We start from the raw sequence: 17,207 nt of genomic DNA on the forward strand, positions 1-17,207 counted from the left end.
TTGGCTTGTATGCAACCAGACTGGTGACTGTGGCCCGTTTGGTTGCATGGATAAATGAACCGGCCTGCCAGCATCCCCTTGCGCCGGATCTGCCGCTTGAAGGCGGCCTGGGCCTGACAGCCCGGATGCACGGCAGGCTTGACGCAACGCGAACCACCGGCGCCTGCCCCGTAAAGGGGCCTTTTCAGGAGCATCAATGTCACAACTCAATCCGTCTCGCGACGATTTCGCGAGCCTTCTCGAACAATCGTTCACCGAGCGCGACGTCGCCGAGGGCAGTGTCGTCAAGGGTACTGTCACGGCCATCGAAAAGGACATGGCCATCATCGATGTCGGCCTGAAGGTCGAGGGCCGGGTGCCGCTCAAGGAGTTCGGCGCCAGGGCCAAGGACGGCGAATTGAAGCCGGGCGACGAGGTCGAGGTCTATGTCGAGCGCGTGGAGAACGCGCTGGGCGAGGCCATGCTTTCCCGGGAGAAGGCCCGCCGCGAGGAAAGCTGGATCAAGCTGGAAGAGAAGTTCAACAACGGCGAGCGCGTCGAGGGCGTCATCTTCAACCAGGTCAAGGGCGGCTTCACCGTCGATCTGGACGGGGCCGTCGCCTTCCTGCCGCGCAGCCAGGTGGATATCCGTCCGATCCGCGACGTCTCGCCGCTCATGCACACGCCGCAGCCCTTCGAGATCCTCAAGATGGACAAGCGCCGCGGCAACATCGTCGTCTCGCGCCGCACCGTGCTCGAGGAGAGCCGCGCCGAGCAGCGCTCGGAGATCGTGCAGAACCTCGAGGAAGGCCAGGTGGTCGAGGGCGTGGTCAAGAACATCACCGACTACGGTGCGTTCGTCGACCTCGGCGGCATCGACGGCCTGCTGCACGTCACCGACATGGCATGGCGCCGCGTCAACCATCCGACCGAGATCCTCAATATCGGCCAGACGGTGAAGGTGCAGATCATCCGCATCAACCAGGAGACGCACCGCATCTCGCTCGGCATGAAGCAGCTCGAGGCCGACCCTTGGGAAGGCATCGGCGGCAAGTACCCGCTGGGCAAGAAGGTGACCGGCCGCGTGACCAACATCACCGACTACGGCGCCTTCGTGGAGCTGGAGCCGGGCATCGAGGGTCTCATCCACGTCTCCGAGATGTCGTGGACCAAGAAGAACGTGCACCCCGGCAAGATCCTGTCCACCACGCAGGAGGTCGAGGTGGTCGTGCTCGAGGTCGATCCGGTCAAGCGCCGCATCTCGCTCGGCCTCAAGCAGACGCTGGAGAACCCGTGGGAGGCGTTCGCCCGCAGCCATCCCGTCGGCAGCCAGGTCGAGGGCGAGGTCAAGAACAAGACCGAGTTCGGCCTGTTCATCGGGCTGGACGGCGACGTGGACGGCATGGTGCACCTGTCCGACCTCGACTGGACGCGTCCGGGCGAGCAGGTGATCGAGGAGTATCACCGTGGCGATACGGTGCAGGCCCAGGTGCTCGACGTCGATGTCGAGAAGGAGCGTATCTCGCTGGGCATCAAGCAGCTCGGCCGTGATGCCGTCGGCGAGGCGGTCGCCTCCGGCGACCTGCGCAAGGGTGCGGTCGTCACCTGCGAGGTCACCGGCGTCAAGGATGCCGGCCTCGACGTGCGGCTGGTCGAGCACGATCTCGACACCTTCATAAAGCGCGCCGACCTTTCGCGCGACCGTGCCGAACAGCGCCCCGAGCGCTTCGCGGTAGGCCAGAAGGTCGACGCCCGCGTCACCCAGTTCGACAAGAAGACGCGCCGGCTCAACGTCTCGATCAAGGCGCTGGAGATCGCCGAGGAGAAGGAAGCGGTGGCCCAGTACGGCTCCACCGACTCCGGCGCCTCGCTGGGCGACATCCTGGGCGCCGCGCTGAAGCAGCAGGAGAACAAGGAGGACTAGGCCCTCCGATACTGCTGCGCGAAGACAACGGCCCCGCGTGCCTCAGGTACGCGGGGCCTTTTCGTCTCAGGCTTCGCCGGGAGAATCGCATCTCGGGTAAGGGTGCCGCCGAACGAGGCTGACAAGCGGACCTGCAGGGTTGCCGGCCTTCTTGTTCACCGCCGGTCCATCCGATCAGAGCGGAGAGGTGTAGAATCGGTTTGCGGACGTTTCTCGATAGAGGCAGAGTTCGGGTTTTGAAAATTTGAAACCGTCGGGGACACCGACCATGCCGCCTATCGGATCTGACCGCCTTGCCCCCAATCTCCGCGCAATCCGTTCGAGCGATGCTGCCGCGCTTTGTCGTATCGCGAACATGCCGGGTTACCGGCACGGGACACTATGCTCACCGTTCGAACCAGTCGAATACTGGGAAAAACGGATTGCCGGTTCGATAGGGGAGAATACCTGGTTGGTTGCAGAAGTGGACGACCATATCGTGGGCCACGGCAGCCTGATGACCCGCAAACGGGCACGGATGGCGCATGTTGGCGACATCGTCATGGGCGTGGCGGATGATTTCGTCGGGCGCGGAATCGGTTCAGCCATCCTCCAGGCCTTGCTGGATGTCGCGGACAACTGGCGCGGCCTGAAGCGTATTGAACTCACCGTCTATGCCGGGAATGAACCGGCTATCCGGCTCTACCGCCGCCACGGCTTCGAGGTGGAAGGCAAGCATGTAAAGGCGGGTTTCACAGACGGGGAGTACGTGGACGTCCTCACCATGGCACGCCTTCGCTTCTGACCGCGGCACCGGTCGCCTACCAATGCGGCGGTTTCGTCACCGGGGTGTCGGGCGCGGCCCGCTCCTCCAGCGCCAGGAACCGCTCAGTCAAGGCATCGAGCCTCTTCTGGAGCCGGTCTATCGCCGCCCACTGGTGGGCGAACTGGGCCGACAGCTCCTCGATCATCTTTTCCTGTTCGGCCGCCAGGATTTCGAGCGCCTCCAGCCTGTCCTCGTTCATCTCGCGATCTCCTTGAATACAGCAGTCGGCCGAAAGCACGGTGCCGGATTCGAAACCTTACAGCACCGTTGCGCGCCCGAATGGATGCACGGCGCAGCCTCGCTTGAAAATTGACAATTCCCCCAGGCTTTGTCGAGTGTAAGCTGGAGCCGGTTGGCAGGCGGAAATCCGCGTGGTACCGATTTGACCAAACGATAAAAAACTCGGGGAAATGGGCCTGCGCATGGCCAAAGCCGCGATCGAACTCAAGGGCATCACAAAGAGCTTCGGCTCGGTGCGCGCCAACCGCGATATCGACCTGAACATCGCGCCGGGAACCATCCACGGCATCATCGGCGAGAACGGCGCCGGCAAATCGACGCTGATGTCGATCCTCTACGGCTTCTACAAGGCCGACCGCGGCGAAATCTACGTCAAGGGCGAGCGTGCCGAGATCCTTTCCGCGAGCGATGCCATCCGCCGCGGCATCGGCATGGTGCATCAGCACTTCATGCTGGTGCACAATTTCACGGTGCTCGAAAACATCATCCTCGGCGCGGAGGGCGAGCCGCTCCTGAAGACCTCCATCGCCAAGGCGCGCTCGGAGCTGGAGCGGCTGGAGCGCGATTACGGGCTGGAGGTCGATCCGGACGCGGTGGTCGAGAACCTGTCGGTCGGCCTGCAGCAGCGGGTGGAGATCCTGAAGGCGCTGTTCCGCGGCGCCGAGATTCTGATCCTCGACGAGCCGACCGGCGTGCTGACCCCGGCGGAGGCCGACCATCTCTTCCGCATCCTGCGCCAGCTCAAGGATGAGGGGAAGACGATCGTGCTGATCACGCACAAGCTGCGTGAGATCATGGCGGTCACCGACAATGTCTCCGTAATGCGCCAGGGCGCGCTGGTCGCAACGCGGCCGACCGGGGAGACCACCGTGGAAGAACTGGCGGAGCTGATGGTCGGCCGCCGTGTTCTCCTGCGCGTCGAGAAGGGCCCCGCCAGGCCGGGCGAGGTGCTTCTTTCGGTCAAGGACCTGACGGTGAAGGACGCGCGCGGGGTCACCATGGTCGAGGATGTTTCCTTCGACGTGCGCGCGGGCGAGATCGTCGGCATCGCCGGAGTGGCCGGCAACGGCCAGTCGGAGCTTCTGGAAACCATCACCGGCATCCGCACGGCCGTTTCCGGAACGGTAGCGTTGGCCGGTCGGCCGGTGGACCTGACCGGCGCGGCCGATCCGGCGGACCTGCGCCGGCGCGGCATGGCGCATGTGCCGGAAGACCGGCACCATATGGGCCTCGTCCTGCCCTTCGAGGAGAGCGAGAACGCTATCTTAGGCTATCACCGGCAGGACAAATACCGAAAGGGACCCCTTCTCGATGTCGAGGCCGTCCGCCGCGACGCCGAGGACAAGATCGCCAAATACGATATCCGCCCGGCCGATGCGCGGCTCAAGACCGCCAACTTTTCCGGCGGCAACCAGCAGAAGATCGTGCTGTCGCGCGAAATGGAGCAGGATCCGCAGGTGCTCATTGTCGGTCAGCCGACACGCGGCGTGGATGTCGGGGCGATCGAGTTCATCCATCGCCGGCTCATCGATATGCGGGACCAGGGAAAGGCGGTGCTTCTCGTCTCGGTCGAGCTCGACGAGATCCGCTCGCTTTCCGACCGGATCATCGTGATGTGCGGCGGGCGCGTCGTCGGCGAGCGCGGGCCCGACGCCGGCGAGAACGAGCTCGGCCTGCTGATGGCGGGCGTTGCGGAGAAGGAAGCAGCGGAATGAGCACCCCCTACGCCAAGCTGCCCGCCTGGGCCGACTACGGCCTCATCCCGCTGATTAATCTCTTCGTCGCCTTCCTCGTCTCCGGGCTCGTCGTGCTCATGATCGGCGAGAACCCGCTGCGCGCGGCGGTCATTCTCATCGACGGGGCGGTCGGGCGCGGCCAGGCCATCGCCTATACGCTCTACTACGCGACGAGCTTCATCTTCACCGGGCTTGCCGTGGCCGTCGCCTTTCACTGCAGCCTGTTCAACATCGGCGGCGAGGGGCAGGCCTATGTCGGCGGGCTGGGCGTGGCGCTCGCCTGCCTCGCCTTCGACGGCATCCTGCCCTGGTGGTTGACCTTTCCGCTGGCCATACTCGGCGCAGCCCTCTTCGGCGGCGCCTGGGCGCTCATTCCCGCCTATCTCCAGGCCAGGCGCGGCTCGCACATCGTCATCACGACGATCATGTTCAATTTCATCGCCGCCAGCCTGATGGTCTATCTCCTGGTCAATGTGCTCAGGCCGGCCGCCAGCCAGACACCGCAAACACGCGCGTTTCTGGAAGGCGGGCAGTTGCCGAAGCTCAACTGGCTTCTGGAAGCGCTGGGGCTTTCGGTGCGCTCCTCCCCGTTCAACCTGTCCTTCCTTCTGGCGCTCGCCGCGGCGTTTTTCGTCTGGCTGCTCATCTGGCGCACGCGGCTCGGATACGAGATCCGGATGCGCGGCCACAGCCCTAGGGCCGCGCGCTATGGCGGGGTGAGCGAGGTGCGCATCATCATTCTCACCATGCTGATCTCCGGCGCGCTGGCCGGCATGATGGCGCTCAATCCGGTGATGGGCGAGCTCTATCGCCTGCAGATCGATTTCGTCACCGGCGCCGGATTCGTCGGCATCGCCGTGGCGCTGATGGGACGTTCCCATCCGGCCGGCATCGTGCCGGCGGCGATCCTCTTCGGCATGCTCTACCAGGGCGGCGCGGAGCTTTCCTTCGAGATGCCCGGCATCTCGCGCGACATGATCGTCATCATCCAGGGGCTTGTGATCCTGTTCGCCGGGGCGCTGGAACACATGTTCCGGCCGAGCCTGCGGGCGCTCTTTGCGCGTTTCGAGCGCGGGGACGACCCCGCGGCCGTCAAGGAAGGGGAACGCGCCTGATGGAGACCTTCAACACGCTCGTTCTCCTGCTCGATTCCACCGTGCGGCTGTCCGTGCCGCTGCTCTTTGCAGCCCTTGCCGGCCTTTATTCCGAGCGCTCCGGCGTTTTCGACATCGGGCTCGAGGGCAAGATGCTGGCCGGAGCCTTCGCCGCGGGCGCGGCGGCGGCGGTCTCCGGCTCGGCCTGGGCCGGTCTTGTTGCGGCGGTCCTGGTCTCCGTCTTCTTCGCTCTCGTGCACGGCTTCGCCTCCATCACCCATCGCGGCAACCAGATCGTCTCCGGCGTGGCGATCAATTTCATTGCCGCCGGTTCCACGGTGATCCTCGGCCAGGCCTGGTTCTCCCAGGGCGGCCGTACACCGCTTCTCGGGGCGGAAGGGCGCTTCGGCGCCCTTCACCTGCCTTTCGCGGAGGCGGTGAGCAGCGTGCCGGTCTTGGGGCCGATCTATTCCGACCTCCTGTCCGGCCATTCGCTGCTCGTCTATATCGCCTTCCTCCTCGTGCCGTTCACATGGTGGGCGCTTTTCCGCACCCGTTTCGGGCTGCGGCTGAGGGCGGTCGGGGAGAATCCGGCGGCGGTGGACACGGCAGGCATTTCGGTCGCCTGGCTGCGCTATCGCGCGGTCATCTGCACGGGTGTCCTGACCGGACTTGCGGGCACCTATCTGGCCCTGGCGCAGAACGCCGGCTTCGTTAAGGACATGACCGCGGGACGCGGCTTCATCGCGCTTGCCGCCCTCATCTTCGCCAAGTGGCGCCCGGTGCCGGTCATGTTCGCCTGCCTGCTGTTCGGTTTTCTCGACGCCCTCGCCATCCGCATCCAGGGCACGCCGCTGCCGCTCATCGGACAGGTGCCGGTGCAACTCATCCAGGCTCTGCCCTACATCCTGACCGTCGTGCTGCTCGCCGGCTTCATCGGGCGGGCCATCCCGCCGCGCGCCGGCGGCGTGCCTTATGTGAAGGAACGCTGATGGACACCGAAGCCCTCTTTCAGGCCGCAAGGAACGCCATGGACCGCGCCTACGCGCCCTATTCCCGCTTTCCCGTGGGGGCGGCACTGCGCACCGAGACGGGCGCGATCCATGCCGGGTGCAATATCGAGAACGCTTCCTACCCGGAAGGCTGGTGCGCCGAGACCACGGCGCTCGGCCACATGATCATGGCGGGCGGCGGCAAGGTTGCGGAAATCGCCGTAGTGGCGGAAAAGATGCCGAAGATCATGCCCTGCGGGGGGTGCCGGCAGAGGCTGGCGGAATTCGTCACCGCGGATGCCAGGCTGCATCTGTGCGACATCGGCGGCGTGGTGGAGACGGTGCCGTTCGCGACGGTCTTCCCGCGCGCCTTCGATCTGGAGGCGAACCGGTGAAGGAAGCCGTGGACCTCCTGACGGAGCGGCTGGAGGGGTTTGCTCCCCGGGTCGCACTGGTGCTGGGTTCCGGGCTCGGCGGCCTGGTCGATGCGGTGGAAAAGCCGGTGCGCATCCCTTACGCGCAATTGCCCGGCTTTCCGCAAAGCGGCGTAACCGGCCATGCCGGCGCGCTCGTCGCCGGATACATGGAGGGCCGGCCGGTGCTCATGCTCTCCGGGCGTGCCCACTATTACGAGCGGGGCGATGCCGCCGCCATGCGCCCGGCGCTCGAGGCTCTGGCGGGGATCGGCGTCGAGCATCTGGTCCTCACCAACGCCGCCGGCGCGCTGACGGCGGACATGCCGCCCGGCTCGGTGATGCTGATCGAAGACCATATCAATTTTTCCGGCATGAACCCGCTGATCGGAGAGGAGACGGACCGCCGCTTCGTGGGGATGAGCGAGGCCTATGACGCGGGTCTGAGGACCGCGCTCGAACGGGCGGCTGAAAAGGCCGGCGTGAGTCTCCACAAGGGCGTCTACATGTGGTTTTCCGGTCCCAGCTTCGAAACGCCCGCCGAGATCCGCATGGCGCGCACGCTCGGTGCCGATGCCGTCGGCATGTCGACCGTGCCGGAAGTGATCCTGGCGCGTTTTCTCGGCCTCAAGGTGGCCGCCTGCTCGGTGATCACCAATCTCGGCGCCGGCATGGCGGTGGGCGAGCTCTCCCACGAGGAGACGAAGGACATGGCGCCGGTGGGCGGGGAGAAGCTTGCCAGGGTGCTACGGTGCCTGTTCGCGGAGGGGCTGGTGGATGCATAGCGGGATTGACCGGACAATGCTCCTTCACGCCCAAGGGCACACACATTTCCCGGTATCGTGACCATGCCGCTGCCGCAGGAAATCATCCGCAGGAAGCGCGACGGCGAAATACTTTCCGGGGCCGAGATCGCCGACTTCGCCGCCGGGCTGGCTTCCGGTGCCTGGAGTGAGGGGCAGGTCGCCGCCCTCGCCATGGCTGTCTTCCTGAACGGGATGCAGCGGGAGGAGACCGTCGCACTGACGCTGGCGATGCGCGACTCCGGCGAGGTGCTCAACTGGTCGTCACTGCCCGGACCCGTCACCGACAAGCACTCCACCGGCGGCGTCGGCGACAACGTCTCGCTGATGCTGGCGCCGATCGTGGCCGCCTGCGGCGCCTATGTGCCGATGATCTCCGGGCGCGGACTGGGGCACACGGGCGGCACGCTCGACAAGATGGACTCGATCCCCGGCTACCAAAGTCAGCCGGACGGGGCACTGTTCGCCAGGTCCGTGCGGGAAGCCGGCTGCGCCATCATCGGCCAGACGGGCGCGCTGGCGCCGGCGGACGGCCGCTTCTACGCCGTGCGCGACGTCACCGGCACGGTGGAATCGATCCCGCTGATCACCGCCTCCATCCTGTCGAAGAAGCTGGCGGCGGGGCTCAAGTCGCTGGTGCTCGACGTCAAGTCCGGCAACGGCGCCTTCATGGCCAGCCCGCGGGAAGCGCGGCGGCTGGCCGATAGCCTGGTCGCGGTGGCGAACGGCGCCGGATTGTCGGCCAGTGCGCTGATCACCGACATGAACGAGCCGCTCGCCTCCTGCGCCGGCAACGCCGTCGAGGTCCTGAACGCGGTGGATTTCCTCACCGGACGGTCGCGCGACCGGCGGCTCGAAGAGGTCACGCTGGCGCTCGCCGCCGAGATGCTGCTTTCGGCCGGGATCGCCACCTCCACCCGTGAGGCCTACGACCGCACGCGCACCGCGCTCGACAGCGGCCAGGCGGCGGTGTGTTTCGGCAGGATGGTGCACGCCCTCGGCGGCCCCGCCGACTTCACGGAGAAAGCGCGCGAACACCTGCCGCGCGTGCCCGTGCAGGTCGCCGTCACGGCCGACCGGGACGGCTTCGTCGGCAAGGTGGACACGCGGGCCCTCGGCATCGCCGTGGTCGAGCTCGGCGGCGGGCGCCGCAAACCCGAGGACGGCATCGACCACGCCGTGGGTCTCGAACAAATCCTGCCCGTCGGCAGCGCCGTGGCGCGCGGGGAAGCGCTGGCGGTCGTCCACGCGCGCACGCGCGCTCAAGCGGATACGGCCGTCACCGCCGTTCGCGGCACCTTCACCATCGTGCCGGACAAGCCGCGCCGGCGTCCGACGGTCCTGCGCAAGGTCGCGCCCGACGGATGATATCGACGATAGGCGGTCATTGCTCCAGGAGCAGTTCCCCGTCTTCCATCTCGAAGCGGGCGAGGCGGCCGAGGAAACTCATGCCGATCAGCGTGCCGCGCAAAGCGGTATCCTCGAGCACGACGGCGGGAATCTCCCGCATCCGGATATGACCGATCTCGAGGCTGTCGATGACGGCGCGGGCGGCGGCGGCCGTTCCGTTGGCGGTCTCCACCCGATAGCGGAAATCGGATGGCGAAAGCCGCAACCCGATCCGGCGGGCGGCAGCGGTGTTCAGAGCGACGAAGGTCGCGCCGGTGTCGACCAGGGCATCCATTTGCCGGCCGTTCAGCCTGAACGTCGCCCGGTAGTGCCCGCGCTCGTCGGCAGGGATCCGCACCTTGCCGCCCGACAGGACCGCCGTCTTCCGGGGCGTTGGTGGCGCGGCGGCAGCAGGCACAGCGTTCTCCTGGCGGGCCTGTTCGTCAAGCAGCCCGCGCAGCGCAGCCAGGACCGCGTCCTGGTTCTGCTCGTAAATCAGGGGGATCGAGGCGAAAGCGCCCGCGACGAGCCCGAGAAGAACAAAGTTGCGCAGCATCGGTCGTTCCGTTTCCGATGCCAAATTGCCTGTGAAGCCTCACCGCGGCCTTAAGGCGGTCCCGATGCATCACGAAATGGTTAGCGAAAGGTAACGGTTATTTCGTGCCGTACATGCGGTCGCCGGCGTCCCCCAGCCCGGGCAGGATATAGCCGTTCTCGTCCAACCGCTCGTCGATGGAAGCGGTGAAGACCGGGACGTCGGGATGGGCGGCGCAGAAACGCTCGATGCCTTCCGGCGCGGCAAGCAGGCACAGGAAGCGAAGATTCGTAGCGCCCTGGGATTTCAGCTTCTCGACGGCCGCGATGGCCGAGTTGGCCGTCGCCAGCATGGGGTCGACGACGATGACGAGCCGGTTTCCCAGGTCGCCCGGCGCCTTGAAGAAATATTCGACCGCCTCCAGTGTCTCGTGATCGCGGTAAAGACCGACATGGGCGACCCGGGCGGCGGGAACGAGATCCAGCATGCCGTCGAGCAGACCGTTGCCGGCGCGCAGGACGGAGGCGAAGACCAGCTTCTTGCCTTCCAGTGTCGGCGCCTGCATCGTGGCAAGCGGCGTCTCGATGGTGCGCGTGGTCAATTCCAGGTCGCGCGTAACCTCGTAGCACAGAAGCAGCGAGATCTCGCGCAACAGCGTCCTAAACCCCGCAGTCGAGGTTTCCTTGTCGCGCATGATCGTCAGCTTGTGCTGGACAAGAGGATGATCGACGACGGTGACCCCGTTCATAAGCTCTGCTCCGCGAAAATTGCAGCCCGGATAATAACGCCGGCGCGCCCGGCCGCATACTGCCTTCGGACGTCGGCCACAAGATCCGGCACCTGGGGAGCGGCCGCACCATTTCCGCGCCACGCCCTCGCGGATCGGCTTACCGGATATATGTGGACCGGTCCCGGCGCTTGGGGTCTTTTCCTCAGGGAAAACGACGCCCTTGCATTTAATCAATCGATTGATTAATACATGCTCCATGATCGAACGACCGCACCAGTCAGCACAAAAGGCAAAGGGCCGCCCCAGCGGCGCGGAGCGAACGCGCGAAACCCTGGTTCGCGCCGGGCTCCGGCTGTTCGGACATAAGGGCTTCGAGGCCACGTCCACGCGCGAGATCGCCGCCGAGGCCGGTGCCAATATCGGCTCCATTGCCTACCATTTCGGCGGCAAGGAAGGACTGCGCAACGCCTGCGCGGACTATATCGTGGAGACGATCTCGGGCATCGCCCAAGTGGCGCTGGACGATACGGCGGCGCCGGATGCCCGGCTGGCCTCGCCGGAAGCGTCGGCAACCGTGCTGCGGCAGGTGGTGGAGGCGATGGTGCGTTTCATCGTCCAGCGGCCGGAGGCGGAGGACGTGGCCCAGTTCGTCATGCGGGAGCTGTCCCAGCCGACGGCGGCACTCGACACGATCTACGCGGGCGTGTTCGAGCCCGTGCACAAGCGGCTCTGCGTGCTTTGGGAGGCGGCGACCGGCGAGCCGGCCGAAAGCGAGCGCACCAGGATCACCGTCTTCACGCTGATCGGCCAGGTCATCTACTTCCGTATCGCCCGCGAAGCGGTACGCCGGCGCATGGAATGGCGCGACATCGGGCAGCGGGAAGCGGCGGCCATCGTCGAGGTCGCCCTCGGCAATCTTTCCACCATCATCAATGCGCGGAGGCGCGGGACGTCATGAGCATGCTTTGCGCCATTCCCTTCGCCGCCGCGCTTTTCGCCGCCTGCGCGGCGCCGAAGCCCCTGGCGGTCGGCTATGTCGAAGGGGAATATGTGCTGCTCGCGCCGACCGAAACGGGCCAGGTGCGCTCCGTCACAACGCGCCGCGGCGCCCGCGTCAGCGAAGGCGAGACGGTGGCGATGATGGAAAGGACGGACGCGCAGATCGCCGTTGCTCAGGCCAAGGCCGCGCTCGCCGAGGCGGAGGCCCAGCTTGCCAATCTGAAAGAGGGCAAGCGGCCGGAGGAGATCGCCGTCCTCGAAGCGGTCCTCGCCTCGGCCGAGGCGCAGGCGGCGGAAGCTGAGCGCGTGCTGGCACGCACGCAGGACCTCAACCAGCGCGGCATCGCCACCCGGGCAGAACTCGACAAGGCGCAAACCGATCTGACGCTGGCAGAGGCGCGGGTGGGCGAGGCGCAGGCCAACCTCGCCGTCGCGCGACTGCCTGCCCGCCCGCAGGAAATCGACGCCGCCGAAAAGCGGCGCGACCAGGCCGAGGCGGTACTGGAGGAGGCACGTTGGCGGCTTTCGGAACGCGAGATCAAGGCACCGGCCGCCGGCCGCATCGACGATGTGGTGCGCACGGCCGGTGACGTCGCGGGGCCGTCGGCCCCGGTCATCTCCATGCTGCCGGACGGGGCGGTGAAGCTGAAACTCTATTTGCCGGAACCCGCCTTCTCCGCCGTCGAGGTCGGCTCGCTGCTCGCGGTGCGCTGCGACGGCTGCCCGGCGGGGCTGCGCGCCCGCGTCTCCTACGTCTCCCCAGACCCCGAGTTCACGCCGCCGGTGATCTATTCCCTGGAGACGCGGCAGAAGCTCGTCTTCCTGATCGAAGCCAGACCGGAGGGCGAAGCGGCCGACCGGCTGCAGCCGGGCCAGATCGTGGATGTGATTTTGCTCAAAGAGGAAACGTGACCGGCGGCTGCCGCCTGCGCCGCCGTCACACCGAGGAAACCGGACAATGCATGCCATCGACGTCCAAGGCCTCGTCAAGCGCTTCGGCGACAAGACGGTCGTCGACCATGTGTCGATGACCGTGGATCCCGGCGAGATCGTCGGCTTTCTGGGCCCCAACGGCTCGGGCAAGACGACGACGATCCGCCTCATGTGCGGCCTTCTGACGGCGGACGAGGGCAGCGGCCAGGTGCTGGGTCATGATCTCAGGACCGAGCAGCTGCAGATCAAGCGCGAGGTCGGGTACATGACGCAGCGTTTCTCCTTCTACGAGGATCTGACGATTGCCGAGAACCTCGCCTTCGTGGCGCGGCTCTACCGTCTGAAACCCATCACGACACACGTGGACAGGACACTGGAAGAGCTCGGCCTGACGACGCGCCGTCACCAACTCGCCGGCACGCTTTCGGGCGGCTGGAAGCAGCGGCTGGCCCTGGCGGCCTGCATCATGCACAAGCCGAAGCTTCTGCTTCTCGACGAGCCGACGGCGGGCGTCGATCCCAAGGCACGGCGCGACTTCTGGGACGAGATACACCGGCTTGCCGCCGACGGACTGACCGTGCTCGTCTCCACCCACTACATGGACGAGGCGGAGCGCTGCCACCGCATCTCCTACATCTCCTACGGCAAGATGCTGGCGAGCGGCACGGTTGCCGACGTGGTGCGCGATGCGGGGCTGACGACCTTCATCGTCGAGGGGCCGGGGCTCGAGCGCATAGCCCGGGAAATTGCCGGCCTGCCGGGCGTGGAGCAGGTGGCGCCCTTCGGGGCGACGCTGCACGTGGTGGGCTCGGACGAACGGCCTCTCAGGAGCGCGCTGGATGAGATCTCCCGCCGGCCGGGCGTCTCTGTAACCCGTGGCGAGACCAGCCTGGAGGACGTCTTCATCCAGTTCATGGCCAACGCGACGGACAATATGGGATGAGCAGGTTCTTTTCGATCGGCCGGCTCGGCGCGATGCTTCTCAAGGAGTTCATCCAGATGCGGCGCGACCGCATCACCTTCGGCATGATGCTCGGCGTGCCGCTGATGCAGCTCGTGCTGTTCGGCTATGCCATCAACAACGACCCGAAGGCCTTGCCGGCCGCACTCGTGACGATGAGCCAGGATCACTACACCCGCGCCATGGTTTCGGCGCTGGAATTGACCGGCTATTACCGCTTCGACCACATCGTGGACAGCGCAGCCGAAGCGGAAGCGCTGATCACCGGGGGAGACGTCGTCTTCGTCGTCACCATCCCCTCCGACTTTGCACGCAAGGTGGACCGCGGCCAGCGCGCGCAGATCCTGATCGAGGCGGACGCCACCGATCCCTCGGTGGCCAGCGGCGCCATTTCGACACTCGACACGGTGGCAAGCCAGGCGCTCCTGCGCGAGCGCGGCGTGGCGACCGGGAAGGACCAGGCAAGCGGGCTAGAGGTGGTCGTCCACCGCCGCTACAACCCCGAGGGCATCTCGCAATACAACATCGTACCAGGGCTGCTCGGCGTCATCCTGCAGATGACCATGGTCATGATGACCTCCATCGCGCTCACCCGCGAGCGCGAACGCGGGACGATGGAAAACCTGCTCGCCATGCCGGCGAGCCCGCTCGAGATCATGCTGGGCAAGATCCTGCCCTATCTCGCAGTCGGCGCGGTGCAGGTGATCGTCGTGCTCGGCGCGGCGCGGCTTCTCTTCGACGTGCCGTTCATGGGCGGCATGGGATTGCTGCTTTCGGCCATCCTGATCTTCGTGCTGGCGCTGGTGCTGCTCGGCTATACGATCTCCACCGTCGCGCGCACCCAGATGCAGGCGCTGCAACTCACCTTCTTCTTTTTCCTGCCTTCCATCCTGCTTTCCGGCTTCATGTTCCCCTTCCGCGGCATGCCGCAGTGGGCGCAGTGGCTCGGCGAGATCTTTCCGCTTACACACTTCTTGCGCATCATCCGCGCCATCATGCTGAAGGGCGCCGAACTGCCGGCGGTGGCGCTGGAAACCGGCATCCTGGCGCTGTTCATCTTCGCCTATGCCGCGATCGCGCTGATGCGCTTCAGGCAGACGCTGGATTGAGGCTGTCCCGATATCCTTGACGCGTTTCAGGCGAGGCCATAATTTAGAATTATTCTAAACTAACTGGACCCTCCGCATCATGTTCAATCGCCTTTTCGGTTTCAACCGCCGCGCCTTTTCGTCTCTTTCCGAGCAAGAGGTGCTGGCGCTCGCGATTTCCTCGGAGGAAGACGACGCGCGCATTTACCGCGCCTATGCCGACGGCCTGCGCGAGGACTATCCCCATTCGGCGGCGATGTTCGAGGAGATGGCGGAAGAGGAGGACAGCCACCGCGCATCGCTGATCGCGCTGCACAGGAAACGCTTCGGCGAGCGCATTCCGCTTATCCGCCGCGAGCATGTGCGCGGCTATTACCAGCGCCGGCCGGACTGGCTGGTGCGGCCGCTGGGGCTCGACCACGTGCGCGCGCAGGCCGCGACCATGGAGGAGGAAGCGCAGCGTTTCTACACCGAGGCGGCGAAACGCGCCGGCGACGCGGCCACGCGCAAGCTGCTCGGCGATCTCGCGGCGGCGGAGCAGAAGCACGAATCCGTGACCGAGCACCTTTCGGAAAAGCACCTGGGCGAAGACGCACGCCAGGAAGAGGAGCACACGGAACGGCGCCAGTTCATCCTCACCTATGTACAGCCGGGGCTCGCCGGGCTGATGGACGGCTCCGTCTCCACGCTGGCGCCCATCTTCGCCGCGGCCTTTGCCACGGGCAACACCTGGCAGACCTTCCTGGTGGGACTGGCGGCGTCGATCGGTGCTGGCATTTCCATGGGCTTCACCGAAGTGGCCTCGGACGACGGCGTCATCTCCGGCCGCGGCTCGCCGGTCAAGCGGGGGCTGACCACCGGGATCATGACCACGCTGGGCGGGCTGGGACACGCCCTGCCCTATTTGATCCCGTACTTCTGGACGGCGACGACGATCGCCATCGTCATCGTCTTCTTCGAGCTGTGGGCAATCGCCTACATCCAGAAGCGCTATATGGAAACACCCTGGAGCCGCGCGATCTTCCAGGTGGTGCTGGGCGGCGCGCTCGTCTTCGGCGCGGGCATGCTGATCGGCAACGCCTGAGCGGACCGGCGCGCCATCGTGCTGGAGACCATGCCCCGCGCAGATCAGACGGGGCAGAAGAACGGGACGCCCAAACAGGACTTGCGATCGGGGGAAAACAACGAAAAATAGCCGGCATGACGAATCGCAATGCGCCCTTCAGCCCTCACGAACATCTTTTCGACGTGCGGGCCTGTGCGCCGCGCACCGACCTCTGCAAGACTTTCCTGCGGCTGGCCGCGCACCGGCGGTGGGAAGTGAACGGGGCACGAACCCTTAAGCCGCTCGTGGGCGTGAAGCCGGAGCCGCCGGTCAGCAGCCTCGAACGCTGAGAGCGGATGCAGAAGCGTAGCGACAGCAGCGAGGCGAGCAGGTGGCGCAAGGCGGTGCAACGCGCCGTCAGCCTGCCGCGGATCGCGCTGGCACTGGGCATCAGCACGGTGGGCGGGATCATCTTCAACTGGCTGACGCTGCCGCTGCCGTGGATGCTGGGTCCCATCGTCTTCGTTACGGTCGCCGCCCTCCTTCGCCTGCCAATCGCGCCGCCCGCCCCCGTCCGCCCCTATGTGGTGGTGGTGATCGGGGTGATGCTGGGGTCGGGCTTCTCGCCGGCCATACTCAATCATCTCGGAGACTGGCTGCTGTCGCTCGGGATGCTCGCCGTCTATCTCTTCGTCTCCGCCCTCTTCGTCATTCCCTATTACCGCTATGTCGGCCGTTTCGACCCCGTAACGGCCTATTTCGCCGGCACGCCGGGCGGGCTCAACGAAATGACCTTCATCGGCAGGGATATGGGGGGCGACGATCGGCGGATCGCGCTCGCGCATGCCAGCCGGATCATCATCGTGGTCTTCCTGATGGCGGCATGGTTCCGGCTGACGGTGGACTATGATCCCGCCGGCCGCGCATCGGCGGGCACACCCTTCTCGGTGATTCCAGCGACGGATCTCTTCGTGCTGGCGGCAGCCGGCGTGGTCGGCTTCTTTCTCGGGCTGAAACTGCGGCTACCGGCCCCGACTTTGGTCGGTCCGATGCTGGTGAGCGCGTTCATCCATCTGGGAGGTGTCACCCACTCGCCGCCGCCGAGCGAGCTGATCGTCGTGGCACAGATCTTTCTCGGCACCATCGTCGGCTGCCGCTTCGTCGGCGTCCGTCCCGGCCTCATCGGGCGTTCCATCCTGCTCAGTCTCGGCGCGACGCTGATAATGCTGTCGATCACCATGCTGTTCGCCGTCTCGTTCCATGCCTGGTTCGGCCAAAGCCTGGAGCAGGTGCTTCTCGCCTACGCGCCGGGCGGGCTTGCCGAGATGAGTCTCGTGGCGTTGGCCATGAACGCGGAAATCGCGTACGTCGCCGTGCATCACATGGTCCGTATCACGCTGGTTGTCGCGGCGGCACCAGTGGCTTTCACGCTGCTGAAGAGATGGAAGAGAAAGAAGGCGAGCGACGGCGATACCGAGTGACTGCATCTTTTCCGTGCGTATCCGCTCCTCCCCGCGCACCTGACGACAACGGGGAGCGAC

The 17,207-nt window shown here is 65.9% G+C and carries 18 protein-coding genes; 15 read left to right on the forward strand and 3 right to left on the reverse strand.

The window, feature by feature from the left end:
- Positions 1 to 196 precede the first annotated feature (196 nt).
- Together rpsA and SIN08_RS08510 are read left to right on the forward strand one after the other, a co-directional pair.
- The gene (gene rpsA, locus SIN08_RS08505) at positions 197 to 1,903 is read left to right on the forward strand and encodes a 30S ribosomal protein S1 (protein WP_322451135.1); all 1,707 of its coding nucleotides are present in this window, start codon (positions 197 to 199) and stop codon (positions 1,901 to 1,903) included.
- Between the two features lie 268 nt (positions 1,904 to 2,171).
- Entirely contained in the window at positions 2,172 to 2,687 is a 516-nt protein-coding gene (locus SIN08_RS08510) for a GNAT family N-acetyltransferase (RefSeq protein ID WP_322451136.1), read from the forward strand.
- Positions 2,688 to 2,703: 16 nt separating this feature from the next.
- Here SIN08_RS08510 and SIN08_RS08515 read toward each other — a convergent pair whose 3' ends face one another.
- Complete coding sequence (locus SIN08_RS08515) at positions 2,704 to 2,907, reverse strand: SlyX family protein (protein ID WP_322451137.1); 204 nt, start codon at positions 2,905 to 2,907, stop codon at positions 2,704 to 2,706.
- Between the two features lie 223 nt (positions 2,908 to 3,130).
- Between SIN08_RS08515 and SIN08_RS08520 the strand changes: the two genes are divergently transcribed.
- The 6 genes from SIN08_RS08520 (at position 3,131) to deoA (ending at position 9,354) form a co-directional block, all read left to right on the forward strand.
- Entirely contained in the window at positions 3,131 to 4,663 is a 1,533-nt protein-coding gene (locus SIN08_RS08520) for an ABC transporter ATP-binding protein (protein WP_322451138.1), read from the forward strand.
- Positions 4,660 to 5,799, forward strand: a complete 1,140-nt coding sequence (locus SIN08_RS08525) for an ABC transporter permease (RefSeq protein ID WP_322451139.1) — start codon at positions 4,660 to 4,662, stop codon at positions 5,797 to 5,799. Before SIN08_RS08520 ends, SIN08_RS08525 begins: the two co-directional genes overlap by 4 nt.
- Positions 5,799 to 6,770, forward strand: coding sequence for an ABC transporter permease (locus SIN08_RS08530; protein WP_322451140.1), 972 nt, complete (start codon positions 5,799 to 5,801; stop codon positions 6,768 to 6,770). The genes SIN08_RS08525 and SIN08_RS08530 overlap by 1 nt, the downstream gene beginning before the upstream one ends.
- Positions 6,770 to 7,165: a cytidine deaminase gene (locus tag SIN08_RS08535; protein WP_322451141.1), complete on the forward strand. Its 396-nt coding sequence runs from the start codon at positions 6,770 to 6,772 to the stop codon at positions 7,163 to 7,165. Before SIN08_RS08530 ends, SIN08_RS08535 begins: the two co-directional genes overlap by 1 nt.
- The gene (locus tag SIN08_RS08540; protein WP_322451142.1) at positions 7,162 to 7,968 is read left to right on the forward strand and encodes a purine-nucleoside phosphorylase; all 807 of its coding nucleotides are present in this window, start codon (positions 7,162 to 7,164) and stop codon (positions 7,966 to 7,968) included. The genes SIN08_RS08535 and SIN08_RS08540 overlap by 4 nt, the downstream gene beginning before the upstream one ends.
- A gap of 63 nt (positions 7,969 to 8,031) precedes the next feature.
- A complete protein-coding gene (gene deoA / locus SIN08_RS08545; RefSeq protein WP_322451143.1) occupies positions 8,032 to 9,354 on the forward strand; it encodes a thymidine phosphorylase in 1,323 nt (440 codons plus the stop codon).
- Between the two features lie 16 nt (positions 9,355 to 9,370).
- Here the strand turns inward: deoA and SIN08_RS08550 are convergent, their stop codons facing one another.
- Entirely contained in the window at positions 9,371 to 9,931 is a 561-nt protein-coding gene (locus SIN08_RS08550) for a TIGR02281 family clan AA aspartic protease (protein ID WP_322451144.1), read from the reverse strand.
- 97 nt (positions 9,932 to 10,028) lie between these two features.
- On the reverse strand, positions 10,029 to 10,658 hold the full coding sequence (gene upp / locus SIN08_RS08555) for a uracil phosphoribosyltransferase (protein WP_322451145.1): 630 nt from the start codon (positions 10,656 to 10,658) through the stop codon (positions 10,029 to 10,031).
- Positions 10,659 to 10,896: 238 nt separating this feature from the next.
- Here upp and SIN08_RS08560 point away from each other — a divergent pair, with 238 nt between their 5' ends.
- The 7 genes from SIN08_RS08560 (at position 10,897) to SIN08_RS08590 (ending at position 17,147) form a co-directional block, all read left to right on the forward strand.
- Positions 10,897 to 11,598 carry a CerR family C-terminal domain-containing protein gene (locus tag SIN08_RS08560; RefSeq protein ID WP_322451146.1) on the forward strand — a complete coding sequence of 234 codons (702 nt, stop codon included), beginning with the start codon at positions 10,897 to 10,899 and terminating at the stop codon, positions 11,596 to 11,598.
- Positions 11,595 to 12,551 carry an HlyD family secretion protein gene (locus tag SIN08_RS08565; RefSeq protein WP_322451147.1) on the forward strand — a complete coding sequence of 319 codons (957 nt, stop codon included), beginning with the start codon at positions 11,595 to 11,597 and terminating at the stop codon, positions 12,549 to 12,551. Before SIN08_RS08560 ends, SIN08_RS08565 begins: the two co-directional genes overlap by 4 nt.
- 46 nt (positions 12,552 to 12,597) lie before the next feature.
- The gene (locus SIN08_RS08570) at positions 12,598 to 13,515 is read left to right on the forward strand and encodes an ABC transporter ATP-binding protein (RefSeq protein ID WP_322451148.1); all 918 of its coding nucleotides are present in this window, start codon (positions 12,598 to 12,600) and stop codon (positions 13,513 to 13,515) included.
- Entirely contained in the window at positions 13,512 to 14,642 is a 1,131-nt protein-coding gene (locus SIN08_RS08575) for an ABC transporter permease (protein ID WP_322451149.1), read from the forward strand. Before SIN08_RS08570 ends, SIN08_RS08575 begins: the two co-directional genes overlap by 4 nt.
- A gap of 79 nt (positions 14,643 to 14,721) precedes the next feature.
- Positions 14,722 to 15,705 (forward strand): iron exporter MbfA, encoded by a 984-nt coding sequence (gene mbfA / locus SIN08_RS08580; protein ID WP_322451150.1) that lies wholly within the window; start codon positions 14,722 to 14,724, stop codon positions 15,703 to 15,705.
- Positions 15,706 to 15,821: 116 nt separating this feature from the next.
- Positions 15,822 to 16,016, forward strand: coding sequence for a hypothetical protein (locus SIN08_RS08585; protein WP_322451151.1), 195 nt, complete (start codon positions 15,822 to 15,824; stop codon positions 16,014 to 16,016).
- Between the two features lie 6 nt (positions 16,017 to 16,022).
- Positions 16,023 to 17,147, forward strand: coding sequence for an AbrB family transcriptional regulator (locus SIN08_RS08590; RefSeq protein WP_322451152.1), 1,125 nt, complete (start codon positions 16,023 to 16,025; stop codon positions 17,145 to 17,147).
- Positions 17,148 to 17,207 lie beyond the last annotated feature (60 nt).

Source organism: Chelativorans sp. M5D2P16, assembly GCF_034427935.1.
GTDB lineage: Bacteria > Pseudomonadota > Alphaproteobacteria > Rhizobiales > Rhizobiaceae > Chelativorans.

Coding starts and splice junctions, on each gene's coding strand:
- rpsA (WP_322451135.1), top strand. CDS start 197: ATGTCACAACTCAATCCGTCTCGCGACGATTTCGCGAGCCTTCTCGAA.
- SIN08_RS08510 (WP_322451136.1), top strand. CDS start 2,172: ATGCCGCCTATCGGATCTGACCGCCTTGCCCCCAATCTCCGCGCAATC.
- SIN08_RS08515 (WP_322451137.1), bottom strand. CDS start 2,907: ATGAACGAGGACAGGCTGGAGGCGCTCGAAATCCTGGCGGCCGAACAG.
- SIN08_RS08520 (WP_322451138.1), top strand. CDS start 3,131: ATGGCCAAAGCCGCGATCGAACTCAAGGGCATCACAAAGAGCTTCGGC.
- SIN08_RS08525 (WP_322451139.1), top strand. CDS start 4,660: ATGAGCACCCCCTACGCCAAGCTGCCCGCCTGGGCCGACTACGGCCTC.
- SIN08_RS08530 (WP_322451140.1), top strand. CDS start 5,799: ATGGAGACCTTCAACACGCTCGTTCTCCTGCTCGATTCCACCGTGCGG.
- SIN08_RS08535 (WP_322451141.1), top strand. CDS start 6,770: ATGGACACCGAAGCCCTCTTTCAGGCCGCAAGGAACGCCATGGACCGC.
- deoA (WP_322451143.1), top strand. CDS start 8,032: ATGCCGCTGCCGCAGGAAATCATCCGCAGGAAGCGCGACGGCGAAATA.
- SIN08_RS08550 (WP_322451144.1), bottom strand. CDS start 9,931: ATGCTGCGCAACTTTGTTCTTCTCGGGCTCGTCGCGGGCGCTTTCGCC.
- upp (WP_322451145.1), bottom strand. CDS start 10,658: ATGAACGGGGTCACCGTCGTCGATCATCCTCTTGTCCAGCACAAGCTG.
- SIN08_RS08560 (WP_322451146.1), top strand. CDS start 10,897: ATGATCGAACGACCGCACCAGTCAGCACAAAAGGCAAAGGGCCGCCCC.
- SIN08_RS08565 (WP_322451147.1), top strand. CDS start 11,595: ATGAGCATGCTTTGCGCCATTCCCTTCGCCGCCGCGCTTTTCGCCGCC.
- SIN08_RS08570 (WP_322451148.1), top strand. CDS start 12,598: ATGCATGCCATCGACGTCCAAGGCCTCGTCAAGCGCTTCGGCGACAAG.
- SIN08_RS08575 (WP_322451149.1), top strand. CDS start 13,512: ATGAGCAGGTTCTTTTCGATCGGCCGGCTCGGCGCGATGCTTCTCAAG.
- mbfA (WP_322451150.1), top strand. CDS start 14,722: ATGTTCAATCGCCTTTTCGGTTTCAACCGCCGCGCCTTTTCGTCTCTT.
- SIN08_RS08585 (WP_322451151.1), top strand. CDS start 15,822: ATGACGAATCGCAATGCGCCCTTCAGCCCTCACGAACATCTTTTCGAC.
- SIN08_RS08590 (WP_322451152.1), top strand. CDS start 16,023: ATGCAGAAGCGTAGCGACAGCAGCGAGGCGAGCAGGTGGCGCAAGGCG.